A 10990-nucleotide genomic window follows, 5' to 3' on the forward strand; every position below is an offset into this window, starting at 1 on the left:
ACAGGAAGGAACCACCGATGTCTCACCTTCGACCGGCCGTGCTCGCCGCCGCGGTGCTCGTTGCGGCCGCGACAACGGCCTGCGACCCCGCCGCTACCTCGACCCGGCACTCGAGCACGACTCACGACGAGGGCGGATCCGACTCGTGCGACTCGGGATGGGTCTGCGGCACCTGCCCCGACGGCAGCACCTGGGGATACCTCGACGAGCCGCAGTACACGAACGACCCGACGCTCTCGAGGTTGTTCTTCGACAACAAAAACCCGTGCGGCTGAGGCCTTCAGGCGATGCTGTTGTACACGTCCTCGGCCACGTTCAGGATCCGCGACGCGGCCTCGTTGTCGGCCCAGCCCTGGCCGGCGCGGCCTTCGGTGACCATCAGCAGCACCCGGCGCCGCAGCTCGACATCGGCCGGGTCGCTGCTCTTGCGCAGCCAGCGCGTGAAGTCGCCGACCAGCGAGTCGAGCGCCTTCTTGTTGTTGGGCGGGCCGACGATGTTGACCACGGCCTGGGTGGCGACGAACCGGTTGATCACTTCCGGGCGCAGGCCACCGAGGCGCGCCGCGTGGGAAAAGGTCTCCGTGTCGCTCACGAGCACAGAGTACCCGGCCCGCCCACCCTTGCTCACCATCGAATTGCCGCACTGAGCTGCGTAAACACCGACCGAGCACGGATGACGCCCTGAGAAAGCACCCCGTGCCCTGGTCCGAACCACCCCTTCCAACCCACAAACCGGGGAGACCCCCATGCCCTCCATCACCCTGCCCACCGCGCCGGCGCCCCTGCTGCGCGCGCCACTGCACGACAACGGCCGCCTGGCGCTCGGGCCGGCCTTGACCGGCGGCGGCCACGCCTTCTACCCGCTGGCCGCGCCGCGCCAGCTGCGCCACGGCGTGATTGTCGGCGACGCCGGCACCGGGGTCAGCAACGCGCTGACCGTGGCGGCCGTGATCGCCCGCGCGGCGATGCCGCTCGTCACCGCCTACGTCAACGGCCACTCCGCCCCGCTCAACGCGGCACTGGCTCGCCAGTCCACCGTGGCGATCGCCCGCAGCAGCGGCTGCGACGTCGCCGCGACCGCGATCGCCGCGCTCGAGCGCGCGGTGCTCGCCCGTGCCCAGGTGCTCACGGAGCTGCGGGCAGCCAGTTTTCCCGCTGCCGGGATCCCGCCGCTGCTGGTGATCATCAAGGACGCCCACGAGGTGTTCGCCGGTCACGGCGAGCGCTGGGCCAAGGTGATGCACCACGCCGGCAAGCTCGGCATCGGCGTCCTTGCCGCCCTGCACGACATGCGGCTCACCTCGTTCGGCGGCAGCGCGGCACTGCGCGCGCGGTTGACCGAGCAGGTCATCGCACTGCGCACCGGCTGCATGATCACCCAGGACATACTCGTTAAAACGGCCGTTTCCGCGAATCCGGAGTTCGGCAGGCCGGGATCCCGCGACACGGAGGTGGAGCTCGCCGCGCAGCTGCGGAAGTCCCTCCGCGACGCACCGACCGGCGCAGGGCACCTGATCGTCGCGCACGAAAACCCGGTGGCGTTCGCTTCGTTCCGGCTCGCCGCAGGCAGCGCGATGATCGAGCGCGGCCGCGAACGGTGGCTGAAGATCCACCCCGACACCGAGCTGGATGCCCCGACCCGCGCCGCGTTCGGCGAGCTGGCCCACCGCGGAGGCGCGTGATGGCCGACGCCGCGCCGAACCAGGCGCCGATCGACCGCAGTAGCTGCCCGGCGCAGCGGCACGGCACCACGGCCGCCCGCCGCCACCACGGCTGCACCTGCCCGGACGCCACCGCCGCGTACCGGCGCTACAACCGGTTCCAGTACGCCGGCAAGGCCCACCTGTGCCCCGACACTGATCACCGGATCGACGCCACCGGCACCCGGCGCCGGATCCAGGCGCTCTACGCGATCGGGCACCGCGAAGACGACCTTGCACAGCGGCTCGGCTACACCAGTCCCCAGCGGGTTTTCGCCGGGCAGGCGTGCGTGATCCCGTTCATGCACAACGCGAAAAGCCAGCGCCGCAGCCGGGTGTTCCAGTCCACTGCGGCGAAGGTCGCCGCGCTCTACGGGGAGCTGCGCGACGTGCCCGGCCCGTCGAAGCACCTGCGCGAGCGGGCCCGACGGTTCGGCTGGTTCCGGCCCGACGAGTGGGATACCGCCGACATCGATGATCCCGACTCGACCCCGGACGTCGCCGGCACCCGGCCACGAATCGTGGAGACCAACCCGGCCGATCCCTGGTTCGGGTCGCTATGCCGGTCCGGGCTGTATGACCCCGAGCTGTGGTGGGCCGGGACGCAGCAGGCCACCGAGCAGGCGGTGCGGGTGTGCGGGCACTGCCCGGTGCGCCGGCACTGCCTGCGCCACGCCCTGACCTCCCCGGAGAGCTACGGCGTGTGGGGTGCGGTGAGCGAGCGCAAGCGCCGCGAGGTGCACGGCGAGCTGCGCCGCCGGCTCAACGGCCGGCCGATGGAGGGCTCACCCGAGCTCGACGCGGTGCTCGACGAGTACACGCCGGTCCCGGGCGTCCGCGCCGGGGGACGGGGGGTGAGCAGCTGATGATGGGCCGCACACACGCCCTGACCGGGGCGCTGGCCGGGCTGCTCGTCGGCCGGCTGATCGGGCTGAGCCCCGCCGTCGGGTCCGAGCCGGGGTTCACGGGCACGCTGGCCGCGTGCGCCGCGCTCGGCCCGTTCGCCGCGGTGACCGCCGGCTACGCCCTCGTGCCCGACCTCGATCACCGCTCGTCCTCAGCGACGCGGCTGCTCGGGCCGCTCACCCGGGTGCTCTCCCGCGGGCTGCGCGCGGCCTCCCGGTGGCTCTACGCCCGCACCAAAGGGCCCCTCGACGAGCCGGGCGGCGAGCACCGGCACCTGACCCACACGCTGGTGTTCGCCGTGGCCCTGGGCGGCATCTGCGCGGGCACGACCGCGGCCTGGGGGCCGTGGGCCGTGCTCGGGTGGCTGGTGTTCGGGTTGGCGCTGGCGGTGGATCGGCTTGGCCCGGTCGCGCTGGTCGCCTACGGTGCCGGCGCCGCGGTGTGGCTGCCGGCCACCGCCCGCGGCGGCGACCTGCCCAGCGGACAGGCACTGCTCGCCGCGCTCGACGCCTCCTCGGGATGGCTGGGGCTCGCGGTCGCGCTCGGCTGCGCCGTGCACTGCCTCGGCGACGCGCTCACCGAATCCGGATGCCCGCTGCTGTGGCCGTTCCTGCCGATCCGCGGCGAAATCTGGTACGAGCTGCGCCCACCGGCGTGGCTGCGGTTCCACACCGGCAAGCGATTCGAGCGGCTGGTGGTGTTCCCGCTCGTGGCCCTCGGCTGCCTGGCCGCCATTCCCGGCCTGGCACCGCAGGTGATCGAGCTGTTCACCCCGCCCACGCACCTGGCCGCCGGAGGTGGGCTGCGATGACCCACCACCTCACCCACCTGTCCAACCCGTCGACCGACGGGCTGGACGCGCGCGAACGCGAGTACCTGGCCTACGAGCTGACCGTCATCGGCAAGGCCGCCCGCGAACGGTCCTACACCCTGCGCGCCTCCGGGAAACGCAGCGTCGAACTGGCGGTGGTCGAGCTGGACGAGTTCGCCACCGCCGTGCTGCAGCGCGCACACCGCTACCAGTACGGAGAAGGGAGCCAGCACTCGTGACCACCCTCGTCGTGCTGTTTCTGCTGTGGCTCGTCGGCTACTACCTGGCCTGCCAGATCTGGCCCTACAAGGCATGCGGGCGCTGCCAGGGCGGCAAGCACGAAAGCCCGTCCGGCAAGGCGTGGCGCAACTGCTTCCGCTGCGGCGGCAGCGGCAAGAAGCGGCGCCTGCTCGCCCGCAAACCCTGACCACGCAAGGAAAACGGGGAGCAATGCTCGTCCTCTGGATCATCGGCGCGCTGGTCGTGCTGGTCGCGGTGGTGGTGTGCGCGCTGCAGATGCACACCCGCCGCGCCCAGCGCCGCGCCGAGCTCGACCCCGGCCCGCGCTACGCGCCCACCAGCGCCGACCCGCGCGGCCGCTGGCAGGTCAGCCGCCACGGCGACGACCTGCTCGAACCCGCCCGCTACGTGCTCAACACCGACCACGACGGCCCCGCCGGCACCCCGCCGGCGCCGCCCACCACCCGCCCCGAGTACCGCGCTCGCGGCACCGAATGGAATCGAGGAAACCGCCCGTGACCAGCATCGACACCAGCCTGGAGATCACCCGCGAGAACGCCATCGACATGCAACACGCTCTCGACATCGAGCAGGAAAAGCTGCGCGCTGAACTGCACGCGTGCACCTACCCGGCCGCGCGCTACCGCATCCTCCTGCGCGCGGTGATCAACCAGCAGCGTCAGGCGGTGGCCTGGGAGCTGCGCCCCGGCCGTGCCCGTGACAAGCAGGTGCAGGCAACGCACTGCTGGAGCGAGGCGCGGCTGGCCGGGGTCGCGGCCGAGATCGAGCAGCTGCGCGCGACCGCGGTCTGGCAGAAGCGCAACCTGCCGGACCCGCTGGTGCTCCTCGAGGGAATCCGCGACGACCGGGCCCTCGAGGCGCTGATCGACCTCTACACCGCGGCCGCTGGGGAGGCGTGAGCACCGTGGACGAACTCGACAGCGAGCTCGCAGGGCCGCTGAGCGCACCCCAGCCGTGCGGCACATGCGACAAGACGACCGCGGACGTGCGGTTCGTGGCCGACCCGTTCCTGCTCGCGGTGCACGAGGAGGTGGCCATGGATTGGTTCTGCGACAAGTGCTTCGGCATACGCCTCGAGGACAGCTGAGACGACCGGACCGTCGAGGCAACTGATCGCCCTCTACGCCGCGGCCGCGCACGAGCGCGGAACCGCACAACCGCCAGCTTGAAGTGACCACAGAAAAGGGAAAACCGTTGGAGAACAACAACAACAATCAGCCGCAGCGCAACGCCGTCGCAGACTGGTTCCGCGAGATGTTCGGCATGTTCGTCGAGTGGATGGAGGACCACACCGGCCGCCCGCTCAACGGCGTGCAGGCCGTGCTCATCGCCCTCGCCGCCGCTGTCGTGGGCGCAAGCACGGCGGTGTTCGCCGTGTGGCTGGTCATCCAGGTCGCCCACATGATCGGGTGGGTGTTCGGCGGGCAGGCCGGTACCGACCTCGGGAGGCTGCTGTCGGATCTACCGATCGTGCACGTGGCGACCGACCCGATCAGCTCCTGGATGACCCAGCACGCCGCCGGGCTGCCGGTGTCGGCGGCCACGCTGCTCACGGTGTGGGCGGCCGGCGGGGCCGTGTTGTTCGTCGCCGGCCTGCTCGGGGCCCGCGGCGCCCGGATCGCCTGGCCGCTCTACGGCGCCGGCACCGCGGCGATGGCCTGGTTCGGCGCCGCCGAGCCGCACCGACCGATCGCCGCTGGGCTGATCGTCCTGACCTGGGGCCTGGCCTCGATCCTCGTGCTGCACCGCGGCGGCCGCCGGACAGGCACGCACATCACCAACGTGCTGCCCGCCCGCGACCGCGAGCGCGCACCGCTGCCAAGCAGCGACCAGCCTGCCGATGTCGCGCTGGTGACGCCGATCCGCTGACCCGAATCCCACTACATGAAGGGAGCAGCACCGTTGTCCGACTGCTGGAACGGCTTCTGCGTCGCAGGTGGCTGCGACGGTGTCCGCCACGTCGATGCCACCGGCTACACGTGGGACGAGCCCCGCGGCAGCACTTGCAACCCGGAGACCGGCCGCTACGAGCTCGCCGACCCCGAGGCCTGACACCGCTCCGTTCAGGGGCTCGCCGCGACCGGCGAGCCCCTGGCCACGTAAGACACCACGAGGAGAACACCCGATCATGGACCTCAAGGCCGCCATCCAGACGATCACCGACGAGTACGTCGTCCCCGCGGGACAGACCGCCGACCCGGGCGAAGTCGCATGGGAAGTGCGCGGCGCCCTCACGTCCCGGGAGCTGGACTCCTGGTCGGACGTGGACCCGAAGGTCGTCACGGCCTACCGCACAGTGCTGGAAGCCACCCCCGACGACGTGACCCGCGCGTTGCAATAACCGCCGCCGAGACAAGGGCCGGTGGTCCACACCATGATGGTGTGGACCACCGGCCTTTGCCATTTCTCGGTGGATCAGCCGGGAACGGCGGGCCAGCGCACGGTGAGCATGGTGGCCGCGTCCAGTGCTTCCCAGCGATGAGGGAGCCCCGGGCCGAAGAGGACGTAGTCGCCGAGTTGCCGCAGCTCGACGACGTCCTCGGCGACGTCGACGCGAAAGGGCCCGCCGGCGACCAGGACGGTGAGCGTGCGGACATCGGCCGGTGGGCTCCACGCGTCGCGAGCCGCGCCTGCGGGGTGGTGGGCCCACTTGATCTCGACCTCGTCGGCGTGGCGGCCGCTGTGCAGTGGCGCGAAGTGCCCGATCAGCCAGCCGCGGGTGTCGGCGCCGTCGAACGCGGCGTTGCCGGTGACGATCGGCGTCCGATGAAGGCCTTCGGCGGCGGGGTTCGGCGGGGCATAGGGCAGCGCGGCACGCAGGTCGGCCAGCGCGCGCTGGCCGAGGCCGACGAGGTCGAGCAGGGCCTCGTCGGGGCAGGCAGTGACCTCTTCAGCATGGACGAATCCCAAGCGCAACAGCTTCTCGCACCACAGGTTCCGGCCCGCGCCGCCCACGGCCAGGCGCTGGCGCACGTCTTCCAGCAGTGTGCGCGACGCGACGGTGGGCTGCAGCGACCAGCCTTCCACCGTGCCGCTGCGGTAGAGCTCGCGCAGCTGCTCGGCCAACATGGTGTCCCCGACGACGTGCAGGATCCGGTCCGGCGCGACCCTGCAGACTCGCGCCAGGTTCTCCTCCTCGCCCGCGAGGGAGGCGATCTCCCACGCCGACGTACGCCGGCGGCTGGTGAAGGCATCGGCGATCCGGCGCGCCTCCTGCGCGGCCGAGGTCGAGCTGAACTGGGCCTTGAGGCTCATGCGGACGTTCACGAGACGGCTCTCCTCGCTGGTGGCGGCAGGTTCAGTCCTGCAGCTGTGGCTGCAGGCGCGCGAGCAGAGCACGCCCGGTGTCGGTCAGGTGCACGACGGCGCTGTCGGCCAGCTGCGCATCGGCGACCACGGGCGGCCGGGTCCGCGGGCCCGGCACGGCGAGGTAGCCCTGCGCGACGGCGGCCGCCAGCCCTGATGTGTCCGCGGCCAGGCACGCCAGGCGCGGCACCGCGACGTTGGTCTGCAGGCCGAGGTGGCGGGTTGAGATCACGCCGAATCGGGATTCCTGATGCTGCAAAGACTCCATCTGCAGATACGTCGCGGCGGTCAGCCCGGCCGCGGCGAGCACAGCGTGGTTGTGCTGCTGCACCGCGGTGAGCGCCGCTGGGTCGGGCAGCGCGGGCAGCAGCACCGGCACGGACCGACCGGCTCCGGTGTCGAGGGCGATCTCGAAGCTGTGCCCGCCGGCGTGGTCGGCCGCCAGCGTGCACACGCCGCGGTCGCCGAGCTCGTCCGCTTCTTCAGCGGCCGCGGAACAGCCCACGAGGATCTGCAGCTCCCGCCGTGCCGGGGCGCCAAGGTCGAAGACCACCCACCACGCGTCCTCACCGCTCTGCTGCCCGAACGCGAAGTGCAGACCGCCGTGCCTGGGCTCGAGCTCGCACCAGTGCAGCGGCTCCACCTCGTTGCCCGGCTCCGGCAGCGCCGCCAGACGCTCCCACTCCCGCAAGGTGAGCAGGACTGTCGCCCCGCACCCAACCCGCACCCGGCTCACGCCCGCACCCTCCTCATGATCACCTCGTCGCACGGTAGCCCGACACGTGGCCAGGAGCCGACCTTCGCGGGCATCAGGGCAGCTCGGTGACCGCTGGTGAGGCCGGCGATCCCGCCGGCACGTGAGCCAGCAGGTGCTGCACGGTGTCGGCGAGGCTGAAGCTTCCGGGAAGAGTGGTTTCCCCGGGCACGCCGAGCTGGTCATTCGCGACGTACCAGCTGCGCATGTCCTCGGGGGTGAAGTCCCGGGCCTGGGGGCGGCTGGCGTGGCGGGCCACGGTGTCCTCGAACGGCACGTCGAAGTAGATAACGTGGGTGCGGCCGCGGTGGTCGGCGACCAGGCGGCGCAACAGGGCGCCGTAGCGGTCGGCATGGAGGATTCCTTCGAGGACGACGTGGAACCCGTGGTCGAGAGCGTGGCGGGCGACGAGGTCGATGAGCCCGATGTTCGCCCCGCCGGGACGGTCGAGCTCGCGCAGCACGTGCCGGCGCAGAAGGTCCTGCTGCACCAGGGCCAGGCCCCGCCCGTAGGCGGAACGCAGAGCCTCGGCCACCGTCGTCTTGCCCGAGCCCGAAGGGCCACGCAGCACCAAGAGCGTGGTGTTCTCGTACCCGGTCAGGCTGCTCATGAGGCGGATCCTTGGTCTGCTGGCGGAGATGGGTTCTCGCCGGCGGTGATGAGGTCGGCGAGGGTGGGGGCGGCGCTGTCGGCGAGCTGGTGGGCTTGTTCGAGGTAAGCCTCGGTGGTGGCGAGGGTGGCGTGGCCGAGGTCGAGAGAGATCTGCCGGAGTGGGATGCCGTGGGCTTCGGCGGCGATCGCGTAGAGGTGGCGGGCCGCGTGGGGGTGGATGGTGTCGGCGATCGCCCGCACGGCGGCGGCGTGGACCCGGATGGTGCTGGAGCTCGCGCCGCGGCGCAGGAGGCTGCGGCACAGGTATTGCAGCGTGTCGGTGATCTGCTGGGGCTCGAGCCGGTTCCCGGCGCGGCTGGTCAGCAGCGGCCGGTCGGCCGTTTTCGCTGACACCTGCCCGCGCACGGCGATCTCGCTGGTGGCCTCGGCGGCGTCGCGGTCGGCGAGGTATTCGTCGATCATGGCCAGGGCCCAGTCGACGACGAGGACCCAGCGGCGTTTGCGGCCCTTGCCGTTGATCCACAGCGCGGGTTTCCCGTTGGGACCGGCGCGGTGCAGATCGCGCCGGTTGAGCGCGCACAGCTCTTCGGCCCGGATCCCGGTGGTGGTGAGGATCGCGACGATCACCCGGTAGCGCAGGCGCACGTCCGGAACCGGGTAGGTCTCGGCGGCGTAGCGCAGCGCGCGGGCCTGGCCCAGGGTCAGCGGCACTGTCGGGTGCTCGGGTTCGGGCTTGAGCACGCCGAGGTTGCGCCGCTCGGTCGCGGGCAGTGCCGCGGCGACCTCGAAGGTGGTGGCGCCGCGGGCGCGCATTTCCCGGTACCACGCGGCGACCGCGCCCAGGCGGGCCTTGCGGGTGTTCGCCGAGACCCCGGCCGCGTCCTGCACGGTCAGCCACGTGCGCAGCGCGTCGCGGGTCATGTCGGTGAGCGGGTTGAGCCCGGCTGCGGCGCACCACGGGAAGAATGCAGTTGCTTCCGGTAGGGCCAGCACGTTGCGGTGGGTCGGCTCCCCGCGCCACAGGCGCTGGTCCGCGCGCGGGATCCCGAGCGCGTTGGCGTGGGCCTTCTTGGTGTTGGCCGAGGTGTAGGCGGTGTGCAGCCACCGGGCTGCGGTGTCGATGACCTCTCGCGCCCAGTCCGGCTCGGCGTCCTCGTCGCCGCGCGGTTGCTCATCCGTGGTCGCGAGCGCGGTGCCGGGGGTGGCGCCGGACAGGACGGTGCCCGCCGTGGCGTAGCAGTCGACGTCGTCGTCATCGTCGCGATCTGGGGCCGTGGCGTCCTCGGTGCCGGGCGCGGTGGGCGGGGTGAGGAGCTGGTTGGCGGGTTCGGGGTAGCGGGTCGCCCAGTCCTCGAGCTCGGTGTGGTGGGCGCGCAGCTGGACCGCCATCGCGGCCAGCGACACCGCGACCGGGTCCGGGTGCTCCACCGCGAGCGCCGCCTCGGCGGCGTCGCGCAAGAGCGCGGCGGCCTCCTGCAGCGTGGGCGAGTGCGTGGTCAGCCGGCGACGGGAGATCTCTCGCGCGCCGGCCACGGTCGTCGAGTCGCGGCGTGGCACCAGCCGGGCGGCGCCGGTGGCCAGCTCCACGAGCCGGTCGGCCATCGCGTCGGCTTCCGCACGCCGCTCGGCCAGGAATCCGGCCTCGCTGCCGCGGCCGCCCGAGTCTTCGGGCACGCTCGCCTGCCGCAGGAATATCGGCAGCTGCCGGGCCATCTCGATCACCAGGTCGACTACCCGGAACCGGCCGCTGTGCACCGGCTCGGTGGCCAAGGTGGGATCACCGCACAGCGCGGCCGCGAGCTCCCGCAGCACTGCACTGACCTCGACCAGCCGGTCGCGCGCCCACACCAGCACCGCACGGTCTCCGGCGAGCCGGGCGCCGGACGCCTCTGTGTCGCACGCCGCCGCCGCGGCGCGCAGGTGCGCCACGGCATCCGGCTCACCAGCACCGGCCTGTTGTAGATCGTGTGGCGACGTCACGGATGAGTTCTCTCCCAACAAGGCTTGGTCAGACCGAGGTAGAAACGGCCGTTTTCGCAGCGGTCTTCGTCGAGCATTCGGCTAGGACTGGACGATGTGGTTGGCGACGTTCCCGGCGATCGTCGCGTCGTTTGCGATCACCACATCGTCGTGCTCGACCTCGGGTGTCGAGCCGGCGCTGCCGCTATGGGTCTTCTCCACCCAGCGGTCGGCGGCTTCGCCGGCGGCGGCCCAGTCCTCCCGGAGCTGGGCGAGCCGCCGGCGCAGGCGGCGGGCGCTCACGACCGGGCCTCGTCGGCCAGGGCGCTCGGCTCGGTGCGGCGCGTCGTGCGCAGATGCGTGGTCAGGGCGTCCAGCTGGGCGCTGACGATGGACAGGTCGTGCTCGGCGCCGCCGTCGGCGAGGGACTGGTCGCGCAGCACCTGGTGCTGGTGGTCGGCTTCCTGCACCGTGATCGGGTCGGTGGCGGCCAGGCGATGCGCGAGATCTTCGGCGCGTGCGCGCTCGGCGCGGGCATGCTCATCGGCGGCGAGCCCGACGTCGACCTGGCGGGCCTGGGCCAGCAGGGTTTCCAGCTGCCGAGTCAGCTCGGCCAGCTCGGTGTCGAGCGCCGCGATCTCCGCGGCGCGTGCCGCGGCGGCGCGCGCCAGGTCCGGGTGG

The 10990-nt window shown here is 72.1% G+C and carries 19 protein-coding genes; 12 read left to right on the top strand and 7 right to left on the bottom strand.

What is annotated here, in order from left to right:
* The first annotated feature begins 17 nt into the window (after positions 1 to 17).
* Positions 18 to 275 (top strand): hypothetical protein, encoded by a 258-nt coding sequence (locus ACIA77_RS46775; protein WP_395892660.1) that lies wholly within the window; start codon positions 18 to 20, stop codon positions 273 to 275.
* 5 nt (positions 276 to 280) lie between these two features.
* On the opposite strand, the gene ACIA77_RS46780 is transcribed toward ACIA77_RS46775, so the two are convergent.
* Positions 281 to 592 carry a hypothetical protein gene (locus ACIA77_RS46780; RefSeq protein WP_395892661.1) on the bottom strand — a complete coding sequence of 104 codons (312 nt, stop codon included), beginning with the start codon at positions 590 to 592 and terminating at the stop codon, positions 281 to 283.
* A 154-nt stretch (positions 593 to 746) separates the two neighbouring features.
* Between ACIA77_RS46780 and ACIA77_RS46785 the strand changes: the two genes are divergently transcribed.
* The 11 genes from ACIA77_RS46785 (at position 747) to ACIA77_RS46835 (ending at position 6019) form a co-directional block, all read left to right on the top strand.
* Positions 747 to 1682: a hypothetical protein gene (locus ACIA77_RS46785; protein WP_395892662.1), complete on the top strand. Its 936-nt coding sequence runs from the start codon at positions 747 to 749 to the stop codon at positions 1680 to 1682.
* A complete protein-coding gene (locus tag ACIA77_RS46790) occupies positions 1682 to 2566 on the top strand; it encodes a WhiB family transcriptional regulator (RefSeq protein WP_395892663.1) in 885 nt (294 codons plus the stop codon). The genes ACIA77_RS46785 and ACIA77_RS46790 overlap by 1 nt, the downstream gene beginning before the upstream one ends.
* A gap of 2 nt (positions 2567 to 2568) precedes the next feature.
* Positions 2569 to 3417 (top strand): metal-dependent hydrolase, encoded by an 849-nt coding sequence (locus tag ACIA77_RS46795; RefSeq protein ID WP_395892664.1) that lies wholly within the window; start codon positions 2569 to 2571, stop codon positions 3415 to 3417.
* Entirely contained in the window at positions 3414 to 3656 is a 243-nt protein-coding gene (locus tag ACIA77_RS46800) for a hypothetical protein (protein WP_395892665.1), read from the top strand. Before ACIA77_RS46795 ends, ACIA77_RS46800 begins: the two co-directional genes overlap by 4 nt.
* Entirely contained in the window at positions 3653 to 3844 is a 192-nt protein-coding gene (locus ACIA77_RS46805; RefSeq protein ID WP_395892666.1) for a hypothetical protein, read from the top strand. Before ACIA77_RS46800 ends, ACIA77_RS46805 begins: the two co-directional genes overlap by 4 nt.
* A 23-nt stretch (positions 3845 to 3867) precedes the next feature.
* A complete protein-coding gene (locus tag ACIA77_RS46810) occupies positions 3868 to 4176 on the top strand; it encodes a hypothetical protein (RefSeq protein WP_395892667.1) in 309 nt (102 codons plus the stop codon).
* A complete protein-coding gene (locus tag ACIA77_RS46815; protein ID WP_395892668.1) occupies positions 4173 to 4577 on the top strand; it encodes a hypothetical protein in 405 nt (134 codons plus the stop codon). The genes ACIA77_RS46810 and ACIA77_RS46815 overlap by 4 nt, the downstream gene beginning before the upstream one ends.
* Positions 4574 to 4765: a hypothetical protein gene (locus ACIA77_RS46820; RefSeq protein WP_395892669.1), complete on the top strand. Its 192-nt coding sequence runs from the start codon at positions 4574 to 4576 to the stop codon at positions 4763 to 4765. Before ACIA77_RS46815 ends, ACIA77_RS46820 begins: the two co-directional genes overlap by 4 nt.
* Positions 4766 to 4872: 107 nt before the next feature.
* Positions 4873 to 5547 (top strand): hypothetical protein, encoded by a 675-nt coding sequence (locus tag ACIA77_RS46825; RefSeq protein WP_395892670.1) that lies wholly within the window; start codon positions 4873 to 4875, stop codon positions 5545 to 5547.
* 15 nt (positions 5548 to 5562) lie between these two features.
* The gene (locus ACIA77_RS46830) at positions 5563 to 5730 is read left to right on the top strand and encodes a hypothetical protein (RefSeq protein WP_395892671.1); all 168 of its coding nucleotides are present in this window, start codon (positions 5563 to 5565) and stop codon (positions 5728 to 5730) included.
* Positions 5731 to 5806: 76 nt separating this feature from the next.
* Entirely contained in the window at positions 5807 to 6019 is a 213-nt protein-coding gene (locus tag ACIA77_RS46835; protein WP_395892672.1) for a hypothetical protein, read from the top strand.
* Positions 6020 to 6093: 74 nt separating this feature from the next.
* On the opposite strand, the gene ACIA77_RS46840 is transcribed toward ACIA77_RS46835, so the two are convergent.
* The 6 genes from ACIA77_RS46840 to ACIA77_RS46865 form a co-directional block, all read right to left on the bottom strand.
* Entirely contained in the window at positions 6094 to 6945 is an 852-nt protein-coding gene (locus ACIA77_RS46840) for a hypothetical protein (protein WP_395892673.1), read from the bottom strand.
* Positions 6946 to 6976: 31 nt separating this feature from the next.
* Positions 6977 to 7720, bottom strand: a complete 744-nt coding sequence (locus ACIA77_RS46845) for a hypothetical protein (RefSeq protein ID WP_395892674.1) — start codon at positions 7718 to 7720, stop codon at positions 6977 to 6979.
* A 73-nt stretch (positions 7721 to 7793) separates the two neighbouring features.
* A complete protein-coding gene (locus tag ACIA77_RS46850) occupies positions 7794 to 8348 on the bottom strand; it encodes an AAA family ATPase (protein ID WP_395892675.1) in 555 nt (184 codons plus the stop codon).
* Positions 8345 to 10330, bottom strand: a complete 1986-nt coding sequence (locus ACIA77_RS46855) for a tyrosine-type recombinase/integrase (RefSeq protein WP_395892676.1) — start codon at positions 10328 to 10330, stop codon at positions 8345 to 8347. Before ACIA77_RS46855 ends, ACIA77_RS46850 begins: the two co-directional genes overlap by 4 nt.
* Positions 10331 to 10411: 81 nt before the next feature.
* Positions 10412 to 10612, bottom strand: a complete 201-nt coding sequence (locus ACIA77_RS46860; RefSeq protein WP_395892677.1) for a hypothetical protein — start codon at positions 10610 to 10612, stop codon at positions 10412 to 10414.
* Positions 10609 to 10990 (bottom strand): hypothetical protein (locus ACIA77_RS46865; RefSeq protein ID WP_395892678.1); only part of this gene is annotated, 382 nt, incomplete at its 5' end. The genes ACIA77_RS46865 and ACIA77_RS46860, both read right to left, overlap by 4 nt.

This window comes from Amycolatopsis sp. NPDC051903, from assembly GCF_044452505.1.
Lineage (GTDB): Bacteria > Actinomycetota > Actinomycetes > Mycobacteriales > Pseudonocardiaceae > Amycolatopsis.